This window comes from Roseateles subflavus, from assembly GCF_030285365.1.
Lineage (GTDB): Bacteria > Pseudomonadota > Gammaproteobacteria > Burkholderiales > Burkholderiaceae_C > Roseateles_B > Roseateles_B subflavus.
The window spans coordinates 387,366-408,329 of the sequence record NZ_JASVDS010000003.1 but is presented as its reverse complement, the minus strand read 5'-3'; the positions used below and the strand labels follow the sequence as shown (position 1 = coordinate 408,329).

Genomic DNA, 20,964 nt, shown 5'->3' with positions numbered 1-20,964 from the left:
GCCGGGTCTTGCCTTCTAGATCTGTTTTGTTGCTGTGGGCTGAAGGGCGATCACTCGACCTTGAATCGCGACACCGACTGCTTCAGTGCTTCGGCGGAACGCGACAGCTCGTGCACCATCTGGGCGGTGGAGCGCGTGCCCTCACCCGTCTGCTCGGTCACGGCAAAGATGTGCTGGATGTTGGACGCGACGTCGTTCGCGGAACGGGCTTCGTTCACGGCGGACTCGGAAATGCGGGCGATCAGCTCATCCAGGCGGCGGGACACCTCGTTGATCTCCTCCAGCGCGTGGCCGGCGGCATCGGACAGCTTGGTACCCTGCACCACCCCCAGCGTGGAGCGCTCCATGGCGGCCACGGCATCCTGGGTGTCGGTCTGAATGGTCTTCACCAGGGCGGCAATCCGGCGGGTTGCATCGCCCGAGCGTTCGGCCAGGCGCTGCACTTCTTCCGCCACCACCGAGAAGCCGCGACCGGCTTCACCGGCCGACGCCGCCTGGATGGCGGCATTCAGTGCCAGCACGTTCGTCTGCTCGGTAATGTCCGAGATCAGCTCGGTAATCTCGCCAATCTCCTGCGAGGACTCACCCAGACGCTTGATGCGCTTGGAGGTTTCCTGGATGTGCTCGCGGATCTGGTTCATACCGCCGATGTTGTTCTCCATCGCCTGCTTGCCCTGCTCGGCCGCTTCACGCGACTGGCGGGCCACCTCAGCGGTCTGCTGGGCTTGCGAGGACACCTGGTTGATGCGCTCGGCCATCTGGAGCACGGCCTCGCCGGTGGCCCGGATCTCATGCAGCTGTTCGGTCGAGGCCGCCAGCAGCTCGGTCGAGGTCTGGTCGACCTGGCCGGTCGTTTCCGTCACCCGGGCTGCCGTGGACTGCACCTGGGTCACCAGATTGCGCAGCTCTTCCACCGTGTAGTTCACCGAGTCGGCGATGGCGCCCGTGATGTCTTCCGTCACCGTGGCCTGTTGCGTCAAGTCACCTTCAGCGACCGACTGCAGTTCATTCATCAGTCGCAGAATGGCGGCCTGGTTGGCGTCGTTGACGCGCTTGGCCTCCTGCTCCTGCTGCTCGGCCAGCTTGCGCTGCTCTTCAGCCATCGAGGTACGGTGGGCCTGTTCAGCCACATACAGCCGCAGGAAGCCGACCGCGCCGACCACCAGCGCCACGAGGGAGCCCGCCATCAGCAGCAGCATCAGGGGGCTCGTGCCGCCGGAGGCCTCCAGCTGCTGACCGGCCTGGTCCAGGCCCTTTCGCAGCGGTTCGCTGTCGGCCAGGATCGCGGCCTGCGCCTCGCGGGCGGAGGCCAGACCGGGCATGTTGCTCAGAATCGCGGAGGCCTGGTTGCGGGTCTCCTCGAACTGCTTCAGCAGCGAGGCCAGACGCTCGCGCATCTGGGGATTGCCCACGGCCTTCAGGCCCAGCTCCGAGTTGCCCTTGAGCAGGGCCTCGTTGATTTCGCGGAAGGTGTTCAGGTCCTTGCCCAGCAGGAACACGGCCTCGGCGTTCACGCCTTCCTGCGTCAGGAATTCGTTGGCGCTCTTGCCGATGCGCTGGGTCAGCATCACCATCTGGCCCACGGCCGCGATCTCGACGGAGGAGCTGTTCTGCTGCAGGGCCAGCGAGGACACGGCCTCGGCGCTTTCCAGCAGGTCGGACGACTGTCGATTGATGGTGCGCAAGGCGGCGCCCACCTGCGTCAGGATCTTTTCCTGGCCCAGCACCAGCTTGGCGTTCTTCTCGGCCAGGGCGATCTTCGGGGCCAGGTTCTCCAGGGTCTGCAGGGCATCGCCCGAGGCCTTGGCCAGCTCACCTTCGCCGGTGCGCAGGTTGTTGGCGATGCCGCTCAGCACCGAGGAGCTCTCGCGCAGTTCGGCGAAGGCCTGGGTGTTGCCCATCGTGGCGGTCGACACGGCCTTGGCGAGACGCTGCGACTGCATCATGGCCTGACCGGAGGCCCGCACCTGCGCGGCCGTCCGGGCACTGTTCCAGACGTTCAGGCCCACCGTGGCGGCGGTGCCGACCAGGCCCACCGCCACCAGGGCGGTCAGGGTGCGCTGGCGCCTGACGCGATCCGCGGCGGCGGCGGCGGCCACGGCCGTCAGTGCGGCGGCGGGGTCGGCGGCCTGCGTGTTGCCAAAGGTCGTGGTCTGACCGAAGGTGGTGCTGCTCGCGCCCTCGGTGTATTCGCTGGCGGGTGCGGCCTGCTCGGCGGTCGGCGTGGCCTCCGAAATGATGGACACATCGGCCGGATGCGCCTCGACCTGGACCGTTTCAGCCCCTTCGATGATGGAGGCCTGGGCCTCCGGCGCGGCGTCGTGGAGCCCTTCGGGTGCGTGCTCACCCTCTTGCTTGCCCATGCTCTTGATCTTGTCCAGGAAGCTCATCTGACCCTCTGACGTCTGTTAGATAGCGTGAATGACGCGCGGCCGTCTCGCGTTCGGCCGTCGCTTGCAGGTTTAGGCGACGATGCGCAGGAATTGTTCGTGCTTGGACAGGGCCTCGAGGTCGAGCACCTGCCAGCTGCGGCCGTGCTCGTCCTTGAGGCGCGCCCCGGCGAAACGGGGCTGCGCGCCCACCTCGCCTGCATCGGGATCGGGACTCAGCTGCTCGTCCGAACGCAGACCCAGCAGGCGGTCGACCAGCAGGGCGCAGTTGATGTTCAGATCGGAATTGATGGCCACGAAACGCGACTGGTTGGCATCCAGGCGGGTCCCGGGCTCACGGGCGCCGAGGAAGGCCGCCAGGTCGACGACCGTGTGCAAGCCCCCGCGCAGATTGGCCACGCCCAGCATCCAGGGCTGGGCGTAGGGCACGGTCTTGAGCGGCACGGGCGAGAAGATCTCGGCGGCCTGCTTCAAGGAGAACAGCATGGCGTGCCCCGCCACCTCGACGGCCAGCCAGCTGGCGCTGTTGGTCTGTTCCCGCGCCGCCTGCATCCGCTGCGCCAGGCGCTGCTGCAGTTCCCGCAGGGCTTGCTTGTTGGCCATGTTTCGTCAGCCCTTGGCGCTTTCGAGCGCCTTGATCTTGGCGATCAGCTCGTCGGACTTGACGGGCTTGACCACGTAGTCGGAGGCACCCTGGCGCATGCCCCAGACCTTGTCGGTTTCCTGGTTCTTGCTGGTGCACATGATCACCGGCACGTGCTGGAAGCGCGGGTCGCGGGTGATGGCGCGGGTGAGCTGGAAGCCATTCTGGCCAGGCATCACGACGTCCATGAGGATCAGGTGCGGCACCTCTTCCTCGAGGCGCTTCATGGCCTCCTCGCCGTTCTCGGCGGTGCGCACGGCGTAGCCGCGCTTGGTCAGCATCTCGCTCAGGTGATGCAGTTCGGTCTTGGAATCGTCGACCAGCAGAATTTTTTCGATAGTCATGCAAGCTCCTTGCTGGGCAGGGGGTGGAGGGGGCCGCGTCCGATGTCAGCAGCGCCCGGTGTCGACCCGGCGGCTCAGGACTGCGAGCGGTGCTGTTGCACCGCCTGCAGCAGTTGATCCTTGGTGAATGGTTTGGTGAGGTAGTCCTGCGACCCGACCATGCGGCCGCGCGCCTTGTCGAACAGGCCGTCCTTCGAGGACAGCATGATCACCGGCACATGCGCGAACTGCGGATTGCGCTTGATGATGGCGCAAGTCTGGTAGCCGTCCAGCCGCGGCATCAGGATGTCACAGAACACCAGGTCCGGCTGGTAGTCGCTCAGCTTGGAGAGGGCATCGAAGCCGTCCTCCGCCAGCACGACCTCGTGACCGCCCTGCTTGAGAAAGATCTCGGCGCTGCGACGAATGGTGTTGCTGTCATCGATGACCAGCACCTTGGTCGCGGCCGTCTTGCCTTCTTGCGCTTTCCCGTCCAACCCAGCTACTCCTTCAGCGGTGGGGAACACGCTTGCCGCGTGCGTATTGTCTTGTCAGTCCGACGGGCCTGCCCGTCAGATGCGGACCATCTCGAAGTCTTCCTTGCGAGCACCGCATTCGGGACAGGTCCAGTTCATGTCCACGTCGGCCCAGGCGGTGCCAGGGGCAATGCCATGCTCGGGATCCCCTGCGGCTTCGTCATACATCCAGCCGCAGATCAGGCACATCCAGGTACTTGCTTCGCTCACGATACAGTTCTTTGCTCACTACAATGCGACGAAAGATTGTAGCCACGCCCCTCGGACGTTCCCGCGGAGCATATAGGCACAGATGCAACAGGAGACTCGGGGCTTATCCGCACAAGGGCGGACGAGCCGAGAATTCCGCGCACTATTGCCGCAGCACCCGTCCGATCGCAACGTTGCCCGGTCATCATCAGGCCCCGCCGGCCCTCTCGCTCCACCATGAACAGCCCTGACACCCCCCTCCCCCCGGACGCCGCAGCGGCTGACGAAGAAGCGCAGGCGCCGGCCTGCGTGATGAGCTTCAATGCCAGCGAGCCCACCGGGGCGACGGGCATCGCGAGCGACATCGCCACCATCGCCGCCATGGGCGCCCATGCGCTGCCGGTGGTCACGGCCATCGTGCTGCGGGACACCGCCGAGATCTTCGAGCACCAGACCCTCGACAGCGACCTGCTGGTCGAGCAGGCCCGCTCGGTACTGGAAGATGTGCCAGTGGCCGCCTGGAAAGTCGGCTTCCTGGGCAGCGCCGAGGGCGTCAGCGCCGTGGCCGAGGTGCTGTCGGACTACCCCGACGTGCCCCTCGTGGCCTACATGCCCTCGATCAGCTGGCTGGACGAGGAGCAGCAGCAGAGCTACTGCGACAGCTTCCGCGAGCTGATCCTGCCCCAGACCCAGGTGCTCGTGGGCAATCACAAGACCCTCACCGACTTCCTTCTGCCCGACTGGGACGCCGGCCGCCCGGCCTCCCCGCGCGAGCTGGCCGTGGCCGCCGCCGAGCACGGCGCCCAGCACGTGCTGGTGACCGGCATCGCCCTGCCCAACCAGTTCGTGGACAACGTGCTGGCCAATCCGCAGGGCCCCATCACCGGCGAGAAGTTCGAGCGTTTCGAGGTCAGCTTCATCGGGGCCGGCGAGACGCTGTCGGCCTCGCTGGCCGCCCTGCTGTCGGTGGGCGCGGAGATCCACGCCGCCGTCGGCGAGGCCCTGGCCTTCCTGGACCAGAGCCTGGACGCCGGCTTCCGCCCCGGCATGGGCAACGTGGTGCCGGACCGCTTCTTCTGGGCCCTTCCGCCTGGCGAGGAAGGCGAGCCCGGTGCCGCCGCCGAGCACGAGCACGGCCACGACCTGATGATGGACGAGCCCGCCAAGGGCCCGCGCCGCATCCACTGATCCCCCTCAGACCCGATCCCATGAGCCAGAACCAGACCCTGTTCGAGCGCGCCCAGCGCGTGATCCCGGGGGGCGTGAACTCGCCCGTTCGCGCCTTCCGCGCCGTCGGCGGCACCCCCCGCTTCATCACCCGCGGCAGCGGCGCCTACATCTTCGATGCTGATGCAAAACGTTACATCGATTACATCGGCTCCTGGGGTCCGATGATCCTGGGTCACGGCCACCCGGGTGTGCTGGAGGCCGTGCAGAAGGCCGCGCTGGAGGGCTTCTCCTTCGGCGCACCCACCGAGCGCGAGATCGAGCTGGCCGAGGAGATCCTCAAGCTGGTGCCGTCGATGGAGCAGGTGCGCCTGGTCAGCTCCGGCACCGAGGCCACCATGAGCGCCATCCGCCTGGCACGCGGCGCCACCGGCCGCAGCAAGTTCATCAAGTTCGAGGGCTGCTACCACGGCCACACGGACAGCCTGCTGGTCAAGGCGGGCTCCGGCCTGGCCACCTTCGGCAACCCGACCAGCGCCGGCGTGCCCGCCGAGGTCGCGCAGCACACCGTGGTCCTGGAATACAACAACGTCGCCCAGCTGGAGGAAGCCTTCTCGCTGTACGGCCACGAGCTGGCCTGCGTGATCATCGAGCCCATCGCGGGCAACATGAACTTCGTGCGCGCCGCCCTGCCCTTCGTGAAGCGCCTGCGCGAGCTCTGCACGCAGTACGGCGCCCTGCTGGTCTTCGACGAGGTCATGACGGGCTTCCGCGTCGGCCTGCACAGCGCCCAGGGGCACTACGCCCAGCTGCTGCCAGGCTTCAAGCCGGACATCAGCACCTTCGGCAAGGTCATCGGCGGCGGCATGCCCCTGGCGGCCTTTGGCGCCAGCCGCGAGATCATGAAGCACCTCGCCCCGCTGGGCGGCGTCTACCAGGCCGGCACGCTGTCGGGCAACCCGGTGGCCACCGCCTGCGGCCTGGCCACGCTGCGCGAGATCCAGAAACCCGGCTTCTTCGACAGCCTCGGCGCGAAGACCCGCCAGCTGGTCGAGGGCCTGAAGACCGTGGCCGCCGAGAACGGCGTGCCCTTCAGCGCCGATTGCCAGGGCGGCATGTTCGGCTTCTTCCTGCTGCCCGAGCTGCCGCAGAACTACAAGACCGTCATGACGACCGACTGCACACGCTTCAACGCCTTCTTCCACGGCATGCTGGACCGTGGCGTCTACCTCGCCCCGGCGCTGTACGAGGCCGGCTTCGTCTCGGCCGCGCACACGGACGACGACATCGCCGCCACGCTGGACGCCGCGCGCCGCGCCCTGCGCTGAACGCCGGCCCGCCTGCCGACACGCTGACGCCATGAGCACCGCCTCCCGCCGCTACCGCGCGGCGGTCTTCGACATGGACGGCCTGCTGCTCGACTCCGAGCGGCCCATCCAGGACGCCTGGCTGCGGCTTTCCGCCGAGGCCGGGCGCCCACTGACGGCCGCCGACTACCGCCTGACGGTCGGCCGCAGCCGCCCCGACTGCCTCGCGCTGCTGGCCGGCTGGTTCGGCTCCGTCGAGGCCGCCGAGCGCATGTACGAGGCGGTGGACGCCGACGTCGCCCGCCGCCTCGAGGGCCGCGGCTTCGCGCTCAAGCCCGGCGTGACACCGCTGCTGCAGGCCCTGCGCGAGCGCGGCGTGCCCTGCGCCGTGGCCTCCTCCACGCGCCATGCCAAGGTGCTGGACCGGCTGGGCGCCGCCGGCATCGCCCTGCATTTCGACCCCGTCCATGGCGGCGACCAGGTCGCCCGGGGCAAGCCCCACCCCGACCTCTTCGAGCTGGCCGCGCGCAGCCTCGGCGTGCCCGCCCGCGACTGCCTCGTCTTCGAGGACTCCAGCTACGGCGCCCAGGGCGCCCTGAGCGCCGGCATGGGCGTCGTGCTCGTGCCCGACCTGAAAGACCCCGACCCCGACATCGCCCCGCGATGTGTGGTTCTCTCCAGCCTGGAACAGGCCCTGGCGCACCTGCCGGCCTGGTTCGGCGACTGACGTTTCCTGCACACCATGCACATCCACATCCTCGGCATCTGCGGCACCTTCATGGGCGGCCTGGCAGCCCTGGCCCGCGAGGCCGGGCATCGCGTCACCGGTTGCGATGCCAACGTCTATCCGCCCATGTCCACGCAGCTGGAGGCCCTGGGCATCGAACTGATCGAGGGCTTCGGCGCCGAGCAGCTGGACCTGAAGCCGGACCTCTTCGTGATCGGCAACGTCGTGACGCGCTCCAGCGAGGGCCGCTTCCCGCTGATGGAAGCCCTGCTCGACGCCGGCCTGCCCTACACGAGCGGCCCGCAGTGGCTCGCCGAACACGTGCTGCAGGGCCGCCACGTCCTGGCCGTGGCGGGCACGCACGGCAAGACCACCACCACCTCGATGCTGGCCTGGATCCTCGAGCACGCCGGCCTGAACCCGGGCTTCCTGGTCGGGGGCGTGCCGCAGAACTTCAATGTCTCGGCGCGCCTGGGCGCGGTGACGCCCGGGGGGCCTTTCGTCATCGAGGCGGACGAGTACGACACCGCCTTCTTCGACAAGCGCAGCAAGTTCGTCCACTACCGCCCGCGCACCGCCGTGCTCAACAACCTCGAGTACGACCACGCGGACATCTTCCCGGACCTGGCCGCCATCGAGACCCAGTTCCACCACCTCGTGCGCACCGTGCCGCCGAGCGGCCGCCTGGTGGTCAACGCCCGCGAGGACGCCCTGCAGCGCGTGCTGCAGCGCGGCTGCTGGAGCGAGGTGCAGCGCTTCGGCGCCCGCAAGGAGGAGCCCGGCACCCTGCGCGCACGCGGCGAACCGTCGGCATTCGACGTCCTGCGCGGCTCGCTCAAGGTCGCCCGCGTGGAATGGGACCTGGCCGGCGAGCACAACCAGCTCAACGCGCTGGCCGCCATGGCTGCCGCCGAGCACCTGGGCGTGACGCCGGAGCAGTCCGCCGCGGCGCTGGCCGTGTTCAGGAACGTGCGCCGCCGCCTGGAGCTGCGAGGCGAGGCGGGCGGCGTGAAGGTCTACGACGACTTCGCCCACCACCCCACCGCCATCCGCACCACGGTCAACGGCCTGCGCCGCCGCGTGGCGCCCTCGGAGCGCATCCTCGCCGTCTTCGAGCCGCGTTCCAACACCATGAAGCTGGGCACGATGAAGGCGCAGCTGCCCTGGGCGCTGGAGGAAGTGGACCTGGCCTTCTGCAACCAGGCCGGCCTGGGCTGGGACGCGGCCGAGGCGCTGCTGCCCATGGGCGCGCAGGCGCAGGTGTGCGAGGGCGTCGAGGCGCTGGTGGCCGCGCTGGTGAAGGTCGCCCGCCCCGGCGATCACATCCTGTGCATGAGCAACGGCGGCTTCGGCGGCATCCACGAGAAGCTGCTCGCCGCGCTGCAGCGCTGAGGCGTCGCCCCCTCGCGGGGCGCGCCTTCAGCGCGGCGCGGGGGCCGGGCCCTTCTCGAGCTGCTCGATCTCGAAGTCCCCGTCATCCACGAGGCGCGACCAGCCCTCGAAGCGCCCGAGCCCGAGCGAGCGGGCCATCGACAGCAGCAGGCTCTGCCCCGCCACGGGACTGATCGGCTGCAGCTGGTAGACCGGGTCCTCGTAGGCCTCGGCCGCCGAGACGAACCCCCAGCCCCGCGCCTTGAACATGGCGATGGCATCGTCCAGGAACAGCGCATTGAGCAGGTTGTGGTGCATCAGCAGCACCTGCGGGATCTCGCGGCCCTGCAGGCGCATCGCGAGCTGCTGATAGGCCTGCGCCCGCTGCCACAGGTGGTCCAGATAGGCCCGGCGGATGTCCCCGACATCCGCCGCCGGATCGCGCGCCAGCCGCTCCTCCAGGTAGGCATCCAGACGCCAGTCGCTCGTGTCCAGGCTCACGTAGGCATTGCGCCAGCCGCGCGCCTTCATCCACGCCCGCATGCCGTCGCGCCTGGCCTCGGGCTTGCCTTCGCGCAGGAAGGTGAAGCGGAACCAGCGCTGCAGGCCCGGCTGGCCGGCGAGGATCTGCTGACAGCGCTCGATCTCGTCCTGGTACTGCTCGAGGCTCACCTGCGGACTGTTGAGGTCCGGGTGCGTCATCGTGTGATTGCCCAGCAGGTGCCCCGCGTCGGACCAGGCCTTCACGAGGGCGAGCCCGTCAGGCCGGTCGGCCCCGTTGCCGCAGGTCACGAACAGGGTGGCTTGGACCTGGTGCTTGCGCAGGGCCGCCAGCAGCGCTTCGTTGCGGGCCAGCGGGCTGAGGCGCGGCGTGGCGCGCAGATGGGGGCCATCGTCCATCGTCAGGGCGATGCGCGGTGCGGCCTGGGCACTGCCGCTCAGACAGGCCGCGACCAGTGTGGCCCGTGCGGCCGCGAGGGCCAGGGTGCAAAGTGGGTTCATGGCGGGATTGTCGCCAGCGCCGCCGCGTCCGCGGTCAGGGCCAGGTCTTGCCGTGCGGGGCGCGCACGGCAAGACCTGGCCCCGCCCGGCGCCCGGCGACTCCCGCGGCCTCAGGCGCCCAGCAGTTCCCGGGCCAGGGCCTCGGCCACCTCGATGCCGTCCACGCCGGCGGACATGATGCCGCCCGCGTAGCCCGCGCCCTCGCCGGCCGGGTAGAGGCCGCGCACATTGAGGCTCTGGTAGTCCCGGCCGCGGGTGATGCGCAGCGGGCTGGAGGTGCGGGTCTCGACGCCCGTCAGCACGGCGTCGTGCATGTCGAAGCCGCGGATCTGCCGCCCGAAGGCCGGCAGGGCCTCGCGGATGGCGTCCAGGCAGTAGTCGGGCAGGCTGCCGCGGCCCTTCTCCTGCAGATTGGTCAGGTGCACGCCCGGCTTGTAGGAGGGCACCACGCTGCCGAACTCCGAGCTGACCTGGCGCTTGATGAAGTCGCCGACCAGGCTGCCCGGCGCGATGTAGCCGCCGCCGCCCAGCTCGTAGGCACGCGACTCCCAGATGCGCTGGAAGGCCATGCCGTCGAGCGGGCTGACCGGGCCCTCGGTCTTGCCGTCCTGCCGGTAGTCCTGCGGGCTGATGCCCACCACGATGCCCGCGTTGGCATTGCGCTCGTTGCGCGAATACTGGCTCATGCCATTGGTGACGACGCGGTTCGGCTCGGAGGTCGCCGCCACCACCGTGCCGCCAGGGCACATGCAGAAGCTGTAGACCGAACGGCCGTTCTTCGCGTGGTGCACGAGCTTGTAGTCCGCCGCCCCCAGCAGCGCATTGCCGGCATTCGGGCCGAAGCGGGCCTTGTCGATAAGGCTTTGCGGGTGCTCGATGCGGTAGCCGATCGAGAAGGGCTTGGCCTCCATGTAGACGCCGCGCGCGTGCAGCATCTGGAAGGTGTCGCGCGCACTGTGGCCGAGGGCGACGATGACCTGGTCGGCGCGGATCTGCTCGCCGCTCTCCAGCACCACGCCGCGCACATGCTGCTGCCCGTCCTGGCCGGGCTCGATCAGCAGGTCGTTGACCTTCTGCTGGAAGCGGATCTCGCCGCCCAGCGCCTCGATCTCGGCGCGGATCTTGATGACCATGCTCACCAGGCGGAAGGTGCCGATGTGGGGCTTGGAGACGTACAGGATCTCCTCCGGCGCGCCGGCCTTCACGAACTCGGTCAGCACCTTGCGCGTGAGGAAGCGGGGGTCGGAGATCTGGCTGTAGAGCTTGCCGTCCGAGAAGGTACCGGCGCCGCCCTCGCCGAACTGCACGTTCGACTCCGGGTGCAGGTTCTGCTTGCGCCAGAGGTCCCAGGTGTCCTTGGTGCGCTCGCGCACCTGCTTGCCGCGCTCCAGCACGATCGGGCGCAGGCCCATCTGCGCGAGGATCAGCGCCGCCAGGATGCCGCAGGGGCCGAAGCCGATCACCACGGGGCGCAGCTTGTCGCCCCGGTTGTAGAAGTCCACCGGCGCGTGGCCGACGAAGTGGTAGCTCGTGTCGGGCGTGGGCTTGACGTGGGTGTCGCCCTCGAAACGCGCCAGCACGGCGGCCTCGTCCTCCACCTCGCAGTCCACCGTGTAGATCAGCAGCATGGCCGTCTTCTTGCGCGCGTCATGGCTGCGCTTGAAGATCTGGAAGCTCTTGAGCTGGCTGGACTTCAGGCCCAGGCGCTGGACGATGGCCGGCCGGAGCTCGTCCTCGGCGTGGTTCAGCGGCAGGCGGAGTTCGGTGATGCGGATCATGGAGGTCCTCAGGGGCGTGGCGATAACCCAGTGGGGATGAGAAACGAGTCCGGCCTGGATGGCAAGCCGACCTCAGGAGTGGGGCTCAGGAATGAGACTCAAGAATGAGGCTCAGAAAAGGAAACGGCGCCCTCGCAGGCGCCGTCATGCAGTCGGGAAGACCGCCGGTCGATCAGCCGCCCTTGTGGGTGCGCTTGCCGGGGTTCTTCTTGCTGCGGGTGTGGGTGCCGCGCTCGAGGCTCGTGCAGTTGCCGCGGCCGTGCGTGAAGCTCACGCCGTTGGCGGGGACGGGACGGGGGGCGGCGCGCTTGGCGGCCTCGGTGATGATCTTGTTGCCCATGGTGGCTCCAATAGGGTTGTAAATTGATGACGGCAGCTGTTTGGGCAGCTTCACGCGGATCAACTCGCTATTTTAGCCCGAATGCGGGCCCCGGCCGCCAGCCCCGTCCATCGGGCGCCTCCGACCGGGCGCCGCGCCCGTGCGGGCGCCGGGCGTGCCGCGGCGTGCGGTGCCCCCGGAACGAACCCAGCCTTCACCGCTGCTGACAGCTTTCGCCCCTCGCCTCCCTACAATCCCGCCAGCCCCCGCGAGGGGCCGTTCCTGTTTGTAGCGCCCCATGCAACTGCCCCTGATCGCCCCCGGAAAGAAGTTCTCGCTGCCCCGCCCGCCGGGCTCGGCCGACGCCCTGCTCCTGGCCCGCTTCTGCCGCCAGCAGCTGGAGGCCGGCCGGCTGTGCACCCTCGTCACCGCCGAGCCGGGAGACACGCAGCGCCTGGAGGACGAGCTCAAGTTCTTCGCGCCCGAGCTGCGCGTGGCCGTCTTCCCCGACTGGGAAACGCTGCCCTACGACACCTTCAGCCCGCACCAGGACCTCATCTCCGAGCGCCTGGCCACGCTGTGGCGCCTGCTGCAGGCCAAGGACAAGCCGCAGGACCAGCGCGACGTCGACGTCGTCCTGCTGCCCGCGAGCACCGCGCTCACCCGCCTGGCGCCGCCGTCCTTCCTCGCCGCCACCACCTTTCAGTTCAAGCAGAAGCAGCGTCTCGACGAGTCGGCACTGAAGGCCCAGCTCGTGCTGGGCGGCTATGCGCACGTCTCGCAGGTGGTGTCACCCGGCGAGTTCGCCGTGCGCGGCGGCCTGATCGACCTCTTCCCCATGGGCTCGCCGGTGCCCTACCGCGTCGACCTGTTCGGCGACGAGGTGGACTCGATCCGCACCTTCGACCCCGACAGCCAGCGCAGCCTCTACCCCGTGCCCGAGGTGCGCCTGCTGCCCGGCCGCGAGTTCCCCATGGACGAGGCCGCCCGCCAGGCCTTCCGCGCCCGCTGGCGCGAGAAGATGGACGGCGACCCGAGCAAGTCCCGCCTGTACAAGGACATGGGCACGGGCCTCGCCACCGCGGGCATCGAGTACTACCTGCCCCTGTTCTTCGAGCAGACGGCCAGCTTCTTCGACTTCGTGCCCGAGGATGGCGCCCTGGTGCTGCATGGCGAGGTCGACGAGGCCCTCAGCCGCTTCTGGACGGACACCCGCGAGCGCCACCGCTTCCTGCAGCACGACCCGGAACGGCCGATCCTGCCGCCCGAGGAGCTCTTCCTGCGGGTCGAGGACTTCTTCGGCGCCACGCGCTCGCGGGCCGTGTTCAGCGTGCGCGGCGCCGAGGCGGTGGACTACGCCCGCCCGCTGCCGGACATCAGTGTCGAGCGTGGCGCCCAGGAACCGCTGGCCCGCCTCGCCTCGCACCTCAAGACCACGCCGCACCGCGTGCTGATCGTGGCCGAGAGCGAGGGCCGCCGCGAGAGCCTGCTGGAGTTGCTGCGGGACAACAAGATCGATCCGCCGTCCTGCGCCGGCCTGGCCGAGTTCCTGACCTCGGACGAGAAGTTCGCGATCACCGCGGCGCCGCTGGCGGCCGGCTTCTTCTGGCACGAGCCGGACGCCGCCCCCGCGGGCATCGCGATCCAGTTCCTGACCGAGACCGAGCTCTTCGCCACCACGCCCACCACGCGGCGCCGTCGCAAGCAGGAGCTGGTGAGCGACGTCAACGCGCTCATCAAGGACCTCTCCGAGCTGAAGGTCGGCGACCCGGTGGTGCACATGAACCACGGCATCGGGCGCTACCAGGGGCTGATCAACATCGATCTGGGCGACGGCCCCTCGGAATTCCTGCACCTCGAGTACGCCGACAAGGCCACGCTCTACGTGCCCGTGGCCCAGCTGCACCTGATCAGCCGCTACACGGGCGTGTCGGCCGAAGAGGCGCCGCTGCACAAGCTGGGCTCGGCGCAATGGGAGAAGGCCAAGCGCAAGGCCGCCGAGCAGGTGCGCGACACCGCCGCCGAGCTGCTGAACCTCTACGCCCGCCGCGCGGCGCGCGAAGGTCATGCCTTCCGCTACTCCGGCCACGACTACGAAGCCTTCGCGGCCTCCTTCGGCTTCGAGGAGACGCCCGACCAGCGCGCGGCCATCCACGCGGTCATCCAGGACATGATCAGCCCCAAGCCCATGGACCGCCTCGTGTGCGGGGACGTGGGCTTCGGCAAGACCGAGGTGGCGCTGCGTGCCGCCTTCGTGGCCGTCATGGGCGGCAAGCAGGTCGCCCTGCTGGCGCCGACCACGCTGCTGGCCGAGCAGCACTACCAGAACATCGCGGACCGCTTCGGCAAGTGGCCCGTCAAGGTGGCCGAGATGAGCCGCTTCCGCTCGGCCAAGGAGATCAAGGCCGCGATGGAAGGCCTGGCCGACGGCAGCATCGACATCGTCATCGGCACGCACAAGCTGCTCTCGCCGGACGTGCAGTTCAAGCGCCTGGGCCTGCTCATCATCGACGAGGAGCACCGCTTCGGCGTGCGCCACAAGGAGGCGATGAAGGCCATGCGCGCCGAGGTGGACGTGCTCACGCTCACCGCCACGCCGATCCCGCGCACGCTGGGCATGGCGCTGGAGGGCCTGCGCGACCTCAGCGTCATCGCCACCGCGCCACAGCGCCGCCTGGCCATCAAGACCTTCGTCCGCAGCGAGAACAGCGGCACCATCCGCGAGGCCGTGCTGCGCGAGCTCAAACGCGGCGGTCAGGTCTACTTCCTGCACAACGAGGTCGAGACCATCGAGAACCGGCGCCAGAAGCTCGAGGAACTGCTGCCGGAGGCCCGCATCGTCGTGGCCCACGGCCAGATGCCCGAGCGCGAGCTGGAGCGGGTGATGCGCGAGTTCGTGACGGGCAAGCACAACGTGCTGCTGTGCTCGACCATCATCGAGACGGGCATCGACGTGCCGAGCGCCAACACCATCGTCATCAGCCGCGCCGACAAGTTCGGCCTGGCGCAGCTGCACCAGCTGCGCGGCCGCGTCGGGCGCTCGCACCACCAGGCGTACGCCTATCTCATGGTGCCGGACGTGGAAGGCCTGACCAAGCAGGCCGCGCAGCGCCTGGAGGCCATCCAGCAGATGGAGGAGCTGGGCTCGGGCTTCTACCTCGCCATGCACGACCTCGAGATCCGCGGCTGCGGCGAGGTGCTGGGCGAGAACCAGAGCGGCAACATGATGGAAGTGGGCTTCCAGCTCTACAACGACATGCTCTCGGAAGCCGTGCGCTCGCTGAAGGCCGGGCGCGAACCCGACCTGCTCTCGCCGCTGGGCGGCGTGTTCGGCGCCAACACCGAGATCAATCTGCACGCCCCCGCCCTGCTGCCCGACGCCTACTGCGGGGACGTCCACGTGCGGCTCTCGCTCTACAAGCGCCTCGCCACGGCGGACAAGGCCGAGCAGATCGACGCCATGCTGGAGGAGATCACCGACCGCTTCGGCAAGCTGCCGGCGCAGGGCCAGACGCTCTTCGACACCCACCGCCTGCGCGTGCTGGCCAAGCCCTATGGCGTGATGAAGATCGACGCCGCGCCGTCGGTCATGAACATCAACTTCCGCCCCAACCCGCCCATCGACGCGATGCGCGTGATCGAGCTGGTGCAGAAGAACCGCAACATCAAGCTCGTCGGCAACGACAAGCTCCGCATCGAGAAGGCCCTGAGCGATCCCAAGGACCGCGCCCAGGCCATCCGCGAGGTGCTGCGCCTGCTGGGCGCGCCGCTGAAGCAGGACTGATTCCATTTCAACGACTTCCCTCCCCTCATGAGCGCTCTCGTCACCCAAGGCTTCACGCCGCCCCTGCGACTGGCCGATTTCCGGCTGGCCGCCTTCGACATGGACTCGACGCTGATCAACATCGAGTGCATCGACGAGATTGCCGCCGCCGCGGGCAAGAAGGCCGAGGTCGCCGCCATCACCGAGGCCGCCATGCGCGGCGAGATCACCGACTTCAAGGACAGCCTGCGCCGCCGCCTCGCGCTGCTCAAGGGCGTGCCGACGAGCGCGCTGGACCAGGTGCTCAGCGAGCGACTGCAGTTCAACCCGGGCGCCCGCGAGCTGTGCGCGGCGCTCAAGGCGGCCGGGCTGAAGCTGCTGCTCGTCTCGGGCGGCTTCACCTATTTCACGCGCCACGTGGCCGCCGAGCTGGGCATGGACTTCGTGCGCAGCAACGAGCTGGAGATCGTCGACGGCGCGCTCACCGGCGGCCTCGTGATGCAGGCCTGGGGCGAGATCTGCGACGGCGAGGAAAAGCGCCGCATGCTGCTGCAGTGCGCCGCCGAGATCGGCGCCACGCCGGCCCAGTGCCTGGCCGTGGGCGACGGCGCCAACGACCTCCCGATGATGGGCGTGGCCGGCCTCTCGGTCGCCTACCACGCCAAGCCGCGTGTGCGCGAGCAGGCCATGGTCGCCATCAACGAGGGCGGGCTGGAGCAGCTGCTGCAGGTGCTGCGCTAGACGTCACACCCCAGGGCGCTGGCCCGCGGGCGAGGCCGGGACGCACGGATGGCGCGTTAGCATGCCGCCCATGACAACAAGGACTGATGAGGGAGGACGCCGCGGCCGACGCGTGCGTCAGGGACTGGTGCTGGGCGCCTTGCTGGTGGCGGGCGCGGGCGGCTGGCTGGCGATGGGGCGCGACGGCGCTGCCGGCGTCACCGGCGGCGCCGGGAGACCGTTGACCTCCACCTCGGCCGCCGACACCACGTCCGCGGCAGGGTCTGCAGCGGGGCCAGTGGCGTCTGCGGCCTCCCCCGCCTCCGCCCCGCCGGCCGTGTCGGCCTCCGCGCGCGCCGTGGCGGGCCGGCGCTCCTGGGAACTGCCTCCCGAGCAGATCGCTGAGATCGAGAAGCAATGGTGCAGCCACGGCCAGGCGGCGCATCTGCAGGCCATGGCCGCCCTGGACCGCGCCCATCCTGTGGACCACAGCGCGGACGCCCCACTGGACCACGCCGCCATGACGGCCCGGGCCGACGCGAGCATCCGGGAGGCGGGATATCAGACCCGCTCGGCGGTCCGACAGCGATTGATGCAGCGCTGGATCGTGCAGCTCCAGGCCCGCGGGGACATCCGCAGCCGGGCGGCGGCCGCCTTCATCGGCATCAGCGTCCACCACGGACGCGAGGGCGCCATCCACATGCCGGCACTGCGTGCGCTGGCCGAAGGCGGCCGCGACCCCCTGGTCTGGCAACTCTGGCGCGTCGCCCGCCACTTTTGCTTCGACGAGCCCTACTGCGGCCCGGCCACGCTGAAGCCCTGGCGCGAGATCGAGCCCGAGAACCTGCTGGCCTGGCTGCCGGAGTTCCGGGAAGCGATCGACATTCCCGAGGCCCGCTGGGCCGGCATCCGCGCTGCGCGCTACGCCCGCAGCTACCAGGAGGATTTCATGGGTCTGCTCCTGCCACTGGTGGAAGGAGAGGCCCCCGGCCTCGCGCTGCAGGAGGGACTGGGTCTGCTCGAGGACCAGATCCGGATCTGGCCGACGATCCGCGCCAACCACGCCCTCCACAAAGCTTGCACGCGCGCCGGACCGGCCCGCGACACGGAACGGCAGGACGACTGCCGCCGGGCCGCCGAGTTGCTGTGGACATCGCCGCGCCCCACCCTGGACGACCGCATCACCAGTCTCCAGGTGGCCGACGCCAACGGCGCCGCCGAGCAAGCCGCCTGGCCGGCTCGCCTGAGCTTCGTCCGCGCCTTGGACGCGGCCGAACAGCAGCGCTTCATGGAGACGCGCTTCCGCAGCCGTTGGGACGAACAACCCTGCAACGCCCAGCCCCGCCAGCGGGGCATGCTCAAGGCCATCGCCCAGGGCGGGGAATGGGCCGCCGTGCTCGGCCCCGAGCGGTCTGCCCGCACGCCATGATCGGTCAGGCAGTGGTATCTGTCCGCGGGCGATCTGCGCCCATCACTGATACCAATCTGCAACGAAACCGCCCCAACCCCCAAGCAGGGGCTTGACCCCGGGCAAATCCCGATCCCTTTTGCAACACCTTGCTACATCCTCTTGCCTTTCGATCCTGACGGCAGAAGAAGGGCTGCGGACAATCGCTGCTTGGCCTGACGCAGGCCTTGAGCTGTACCGCCTGTTCCCCTCTTCCCATGCGCGTTCCTGTCGATCTCCGCCAAGTCAGTCGTCTCCTCAACCACGGTCCCACCGTGCTGGTCGCCAGCCAGCATGAGGGTCATCGTGATGTCATGGCCGCGGCCTGGAACATGCCCCTGGACTTCAGCCCGCCCAAGGTGGCTGTGGTGATCGACAAGGCCACGTACACGCGTGAGCTCGTCGACGCCTCCGGGGAGTTCGTGCTGGCCGTGCCCTGCGCCGGCCAGGCCCAGCTGACGGCCGACGTCGGCCATGTGAGCGGCCGGGACCTCGACAAGTTCGCCCGCTACGGCATCCAGGCTCGCCCGGGGCAGAAGGTGGATGCCCCGCTGATCGAGGGCTGCCTCGCCTGGCTGGAGTGCGTGGTCTATCCCGAGCCCTATGTCGAGCACCGCTACGACCTCTTCCTGGCCGAGGTCGTGCACGCCTGGGCCGAGGACTGGGCCTTCGTCGACGGCCGCTGGGTGGACCAGCCCGAGGTGCAGCGGCGCGCCCTGCACCACCTGGGCGCCGGCCAGTTCTTCACGAGCGGCGGCCTGCTGGTGACGCAGGCGGCCTGAGCCGCCGAGCTGCACGGCCGCGGATCGGCGAGCGATGCGCTTGCCCCTAGCCCCTCCCCCGCTCCCTCCCACTCCCTCCACCCCCGCGCCCGACTGCCGCCCGCCGGCGCCACGTCCTCCATGAGGCCCCGGCGCGCCCGAGCGTGCGGTGGATCACGGTCCGGCCGATGCCGTCGCCGGCAAGGGGAATCGCGGCCGTGGGTCTCTTGATACACATCACGCCATGCTCAGGCGCCCCCCTTGCACAATCGACGGAATTGGCCAGGGAGAAACGCCATGACAGCTACCGTGCAGCCCGTGCCGCCGTCCGGGCATCTGCTGGAGCAGACCTTGGAGGCCGCCGGCATCGGGGTCGCCTGGGTGGATGCGCAAGCCCGCATCGAACGCCGCAGCACCGCCTTTGAGCATTGGGTCGGCAGCGCCCGCTCGCTGCTCGACTGCGTGCATGGCCTCGACGCCGCCCAGTGGCACGACTGGTTCAATGACCTGCCGGCCCTGCGCCCGCTGACCCTGCGGCGCAGCGACGGCACCAGCCTGCAGGTCGAGGGCCAGCTGCGTGCGCTGGACGGTGACGGCCGCAACGGGCTGCTGGCGCTGGTCCTCACGCCGCTGGACGAACGGCGCGAGCGCCATGCCATCGACATCCTCCAGCGCGAAGTGCTCGAAGCCGTGGCCTCGGGCCGGCCGCTGCAGGTGGTGATGGACCTGCTGTGCCGGCGCGTGGAGGCGCTCGATCCCAGCGTGATCTGCAGCGTGCTGGCCGTGGACCGCGAAGGGCGCGTCCATCCGCTGGCCGCGCCCAGCCTGCCCGCGGCCTTCAGCGCCGCGATCGACGGTGTCCCCATCGGCCCGCAGGCCGGCAGCTGCGGGACGGCCGCCTGGCGGCGCGAGCCCGTGGAGGTGCGGGACATCGCCAGCGACTGGCTGTGGGAGCCGTTCCGCCCCCTGGCGACGGCCTTCGGCCTGGCGGCCTGCTGGTCCACGCCCATCTTCCTGCCCGACGGCCATGTGGGCGCGACCTTCGCGCTCTACTACCGCGAGGTCCGCTGCGTCGCGCCCTTCCATCGGCGCACGGTCGAGGCCTGCGCGCAGCTGTGCCAGCTCGCGCTGCAACACGAGGAGAGCCAGCGCGAGATCGAGCGCCTGGCCTACTACGACAGCGTCACCGGCCTGCCCAACCGCACGCTCTTCACGGACCGGGCCCAGCAGGCGCTGCAGATGTCGCTGCGCCTGGAGCAGCCTTCGTCCCTGCTGTTGCTGGACCTCGACCGCTTCAAGACCGTCAACGATTCCCTGGGCCACGCCGCCGGCGACGAGGTGCTGCGCGAGGCCGCCCGCCGCCTGGGCAGCGCGCTGCGCGACACCGACACCCTCGCCCGCCTGGGCGGCGACGAGTTCGTGCTGATGCTGCCCGGCTGCCACGCGCTGGACGCGATGCACGTCGCGCAGAAGCTCCACGCAGCGCTGGCCGCGCCGGTGCAGCTGGCCAGCGGCGTGCACCTCAACCTCAGCGCGAGCATCGGCATCAGCACCTGCCCCGACGACGGCCAGAGCTTCGAGCCGCTGCTCAAGAACGCCGACATCGCCATGTACGAGGCCAAGCAGGCGGGCCGCAACTGCAGCCGCTACTTCCTGGCCTCGATGAACCAGTCGCTGGACGAGCGGCTGACGCTGGAGTCCGAGCTGCGCCAGGCCCTGAACACGGGCCGGCTGGAGCTGCACTTCCAGCCCAAGTTGGCACTGGCCGATCGGCGCATGCTGGGCATGGAGGCGTTGCTGCGCTGGCCACATCCGACGCGAGGCTGGGTGCCGCCGGACCGCTTCATTCCCGTCGCCGAGGAGTGCGGGCTGATCAACGCCCTGGATGCCTGGGTCCTCGAGGCCGCCTGCCGCCAGCTGCGTGACTGGCAGGCCGAGGGCCTGCAGGGCCTGAACGTGTCCGTCAACGTCTCGGCGCTGCGCTTCGTGCAGGATGACGTCGCGGCCCACGTCCAGCAGCAGTTGCAGCGCAACGGCCTGCAGGCCTCGCAGCTGACGCTGGAGGTCACCGAGCGCCTGATGCTGGACGAAAGCGGCCGCCCGCGCGAGCAGCTGCAGGCGCTGGATGCGATGGGCGTGCGGCTGTCGGTGGATGACTTCGGCACGGGCTACTCAAGCCTCAGCTATCTCAAGCGGCTGCCGGTGTCGGAGGTCAAGCTGGACAAGAGCTTCGTGCACGACCTCGACACCGACCCCGACGACCGCGCCCTCGCGAGCGCCGTCATCAGCATCGGCCAGGCGCTGGACCTGAGTGTGGTGGCGGAAGGCGTGGAGACCGAGGCCCAGCGCGAGACGCTGCTGCGCCTGGGCTGCCAGATCGGCCAGGGCTGGCTGTTCGGTCGGCCCATGGATCCGGCGGCGATGAGCGCCTGGCTGTGGCAGCAGCAGGGCGCCACCACCGCACGCCAGGCCTGAGCCGGCACGCACCCGCGCCAGCACCCGCGCCAGCACCTGCACCCGC

At 69.5% G+C, this 20,964-nt stretch carries 17 protein-coding genes; 9 read left to right on the top strand and 8 right to left on the bottom strand.

From position 1 onward, the window contains the following. Nucleotides 1-50: 50 nt before the first annotated feature. The 5 genes from QRD43_RS12815 to QRD43_RS12795 form a co-directional block, all read right to left on the bottom strand. Nucleotides 51-2,390, bottom strand: a complete 2,340-nt coding sequence (locus tag QRD43_RS12815) for a methyl-accepting chemotaxis protein (RefSeq protein ID WP_285982862.1) — start codon at nucleotides 2,388-2,390, stop codon at nucleotides 51-53. A gap of 72 nt (nucleotides 2,391-2,462) precedes the next feature. Beyond that, nucleotides 2,463-2,993, bottom strand: coding sequence for a chemotaxis protein CheW (locus tag QRD43_RS12810; protein WP_285982861.1), 531 nt, complete (start codon nucleotides 2,991-2,993; stop codon nucleotides 2,463-2,465). 6 nt (nucleotides 2,994-2,999) lie between these two features. Further along, entirely contained in the window at nucleotides 3,000-3,377 is a 378-nt protein-coding gene (locus tag QRD43_RS12805) for a response regulator (RefSeq protein ID WP_285982860.1), read from the bottom strand. Between the two features lie 74 nt (nucleotides 3,378-3,451). After that, nucleotides 3,452-3,853, bottom strand: a complete 402-nt coding sequence (locus QRD43_RS12800; RefSeq protein ID WP_285982859.1) for a response regulator — start codon at nucleotides 3,851-3,853, stop codon at nucleotides 3,452-3,454. A 75-nt stretch (nucleotides 3,854-3,928) separates the two neighbouring features. Beyond that, nucleotides 3,929-4,081: a rubredoxin gene (locus QRD43_RS12795; protein ID WP_183105391.1), complete on the bottom strand. Its 153-nt coding sequence runs from the start codon at nucleotides 4,079-4,081 to the stop codon at nucleotides 3,929-3,931. Nucleotides 4,082-4,318: 237 nt separating this feature from the next. Between QRD43_RS12795 and thiD the strand changes: the two genes are divergently transcribed. Genes thiD through mpl form a run of 4 tightly spaced genes read left to right on the top strand, consistent with a single transcriptional unit; the run spans nucleotide 4,319 to nucleotide 8,674 of the window. Next, on the top strand, nucleotides 4,319-5,269 hold the full coding sequence (thiD, locus tag QRD43_RS12790) for a bifunctional hydroxymethylpyrimidine kinase/phosphomethylpyrimidine kinase (protein WP_285982858.1): 951 nt from the start codon (nucleotides 4,319-4,321) through the stop codon (nucleotides 5,267-5,269). A gap of 20 nt (nucleotides 5,270-5,289) precedes the next feature. Next, complete coding sequence (gene hemL / locus QRD43_RS12785; protein ID WP_285982857.1) at nucleotides 5,290-6,576, top strand: glutamate-1-semialdehyde 2,1-aminomutase; 1,287 nt, start codon at nucleotides 5,290-5,292, stop codon at nucleotides 6,574-6,576. Nucleotides 6,577-6,607: 31 nt separating this feature from the next. Next, nucleotides 6,608-7,282: an HAD family hydrolase gene (locus QRD43_RS12780; protein ID WP_285982856.1), complete on the top strand. Its 675-nt coding sequence runs from the start codon at nucleotides 6,608-6,610 to the stop codon at nucleotides 7,280-7,282. Nucleotides 7,283-7,297: 15 nt separating this feature from the next. Then, the gene (mpl, locus tag QRD43_RS12775; protein ID WP_285982855.1) at nucleotides 7,298-8,674 is read left to right on the top strand and encodes a UDP-N-acetylmuramate:L-alanyl-gamma-D-glutamyl-meso-diaminopimelate ligase; all 1,377 of its coding nucleotides are present in this window, start codon (nucleotides 7,298-7,300) and stop codon (nucleotides 8,672-8,674) included. A gap of 27 nt (nucleotides 8,675-8,701) precedes the next feature. On the opposite strand, the gene QRD43_RS12770 is transcribed toward mpl, so the two are convergent. The 3 genes from QRD43_RS12770 to QRD43_RS12760 all read right to left on the bottom strand — a co-directional run bounded on the left by QRD43_RS12770 (nucleotide 8,702) and on the right by QRD43_RS12760 (nucleotide 11,773). Continuing rightward, entirely contained in the window at nucleotides 8,702-9,655 is a 954-nt protein-coding gene (locus QRD43_RS12770) for a polysaccharide deacetylase family protein (RefSeq protein ID WP_285982854.1), read from the bottom strand. Between the two features lie 110 nt (nucleotides 9,656-9,765). Then, nucleotides 9,766-11,433 (bottom strand): NAD(P)/FAD-dependent oxidoreductase, encoded by a 1,668-nt coding sequence (locus tag QRD43_RS12765; protein WP_285982853.1) that lies wholly within the window; start codon nucleotides 11,431-11,433, stop codon nucleotides 9,766-9,768. A gap of 172 nt (nucleotides 11,434-11,605) precedes the next feature. Beyond that, complete coding sequence (locus QRD43_RS12760; RefSeq protein WP_285982852.1) at nucleotides 11,606-11,773, bottom strand: hypothetical protein; 168 nt, start codon at nucleotides 11,771-11,773, stop codon at nucleotides 11,606-11,608. A 277-nt stretch (nucleotides 11,774-12,050) separates the two neighbouring features. Here QRD43_RS12760 and mfd point away from each other — a divergent pair, with 277 nt between their 5' ends. The 5 genes from mfd to QRD43_RS12735 all read left to right on the top strand — a co-directional run bounded on the left by mfd (nucleotide 12,051) and on the right by QRD43_RS12735 (nucleotide 20,918). Further along, complete coding sequence (gene mfd / locus QRD43_RS12755; RefSeq protein ID WP_285982851.1) at nucleotides 12,051-15,536, top strand: transcription-repair coupling factor; 3,486 nt, start codon at nucleotides 12,051-12,053, stop codon at nucleotides 15,534-15,536. Nucleotides 15,537-15,563: 27 nt separating this feature from the next. Further along, nucleotides 15,564-16,256, top strand: coding sequence for a phosphoserine phosphatase SerB (serB, locus tag QRD43_RS12750; RefSeq protein ID WP_285982850.1), 693 nt, complete (start codon nucleotides 15,564-15,566; stop codon nucleotides 16,254-16,256). A gap of 112 nt (nucleotides 16,257-16,368) precedes the next feature. Beyond that, entirely contained in the window at nucleotides 16,369-17,664 is a 1,296-nt protein-coding gene (locus QRD43_RS12745) for a hypothetical protein (RefSeq protein WP_285982849.1), read from the top strand. Nucleotides 17,665-17,900: 236 nt separating this feature from the next. Then, complete coding sequence (locus tag QRD43_RS12740) at nucleotides 17,901-18,464, top strand: flavin reductase family protein (RefSeq protein WP_285982848.1); 564 nt, start codon at nucleotides 17,901-17,903, stop codon at nucleotides 18,462-18,464. Between the two features lie 276 nt (nucleotides 18,465-18,740). Further along, nucleotides 18,741-20,918 (top strand): putative bifunctional diguanylate cyclase/phosphodiesterase, encoded by a 2,178-nt coding sequence (locus QRD43_RS12735; RefSeq protein ID WP_285982847.1) that lies wholly within the window; start codon nucleotides 18,741-18,743, stop codon nucleotides 20,916-20,918. The last annotated feature ends 46 nt before the right edge of the window (nucleotides 20,919-20,964 follow it).

Bases quoted from the DNA above. Each gene is read 5' to 3' on its own strand.
- QRD43_RS12815 (WP_285982862.1), bottom strand. From the start codon at position 2,390: ATGAGCTTCCTGGACAAGATCAAGAGCATGGGCAAGCAAGAGGGTGAG.
- QRD43_RS12810 (WP_285982861.1), bottom strand. From the start codon at position 2,993: ATGGCCAACAAGCAAGCCCTGCGGGAACTGCAGCAGCGCCTGGCGCAG.
- QRD43_RS12805 (WP_285982860.1), bottom strand. From the start codon at position 3,377: ATGACTATCGAAAAAATTCTGCTGGTCGACGATTCCAAGACCGAACTG.
- QRD43_RS12795 (WP_183105391.1), bottom strand. From the start codon at position 4,081: ATGTGCCTGATCTGCGGCTGGATGTATGACGAAGCCGCAGGGGATCCC.
- thiD (WP_285982858.1), top strand. From the start codon at position 4,319: ATGAACAGCCCTGACACCCCCCTCCCCCCGGACGCCGCAGCGGCTGAC.
- hemL (WP_285982857.1), top strand. From the start codon at position 5,290: ATGAGCCAGAACCAGACCCTGTTCGAGCGCGCCCAGCGCGTGATCCCG.
- QRD43_RS12780 (WP_285982856.1), top strand. From the start codon at position 6,608: ATGAGCACCGCCTCCCGCCGCTACCGCGCGGCGGTCTTCGACATGGAC.
- mpl (WP_285982855.1), top strand. From the start codon at position 7,298: ATGCACATCCACATCCTCGGCATCTGCGGCACCTTCATGGGCGGCCTG.
- QRD43_RS12770 (WP_285982854.1), bottom strand. From the start codon at position 9,655: ATGAACCCACTTTGCACCCTGGCCCTCGCGGCCGCACGGGCCACACTG.
- QRD43_RS12765 (WP_285982853.1), bottom strand. From the start codon at position 11,433: ATGATCCGCATCACCGAACTCCGCCTGCCGCTGAACCACGCCGAGGAC.
- QRD43_RS12760 (WP_285982852.1), bottom strand. From the start codon at position 11,773: ATGGGCAACAAGATCATCACCGAGGCCGCCAAGCGCGCCGCCCCCCGT.
- mfd (WP_285982851.1), top strand. From the start codon at position 12,051: ATGCAACTGCCCCTGATCGCCCCCGGAAAGAAGTTCTCGCTGCCCCGC.
- serB (WP_285982850.1), top strand. From the start codon at position 15,564: ATGAGCGCTCTCGTCACCCAAGGCTTCACGCCGCCCCTGCGACTGGCC.
- QRD43_RS12740 (WP_285982848.1), top strand. From the start codon at position 17,901: ATGCGCGTTCCTGTCGATCTCCGCCAAGTCAGTCGTCTCCTCAACCAC.
- QRD43_RS12735 (WP_285982847.1), top strand. From the start codon at position 18,741: ATGACAGCTACCGTGCAGCCCGTGCCGCCGTCCGGGCATCTGCTGGAG.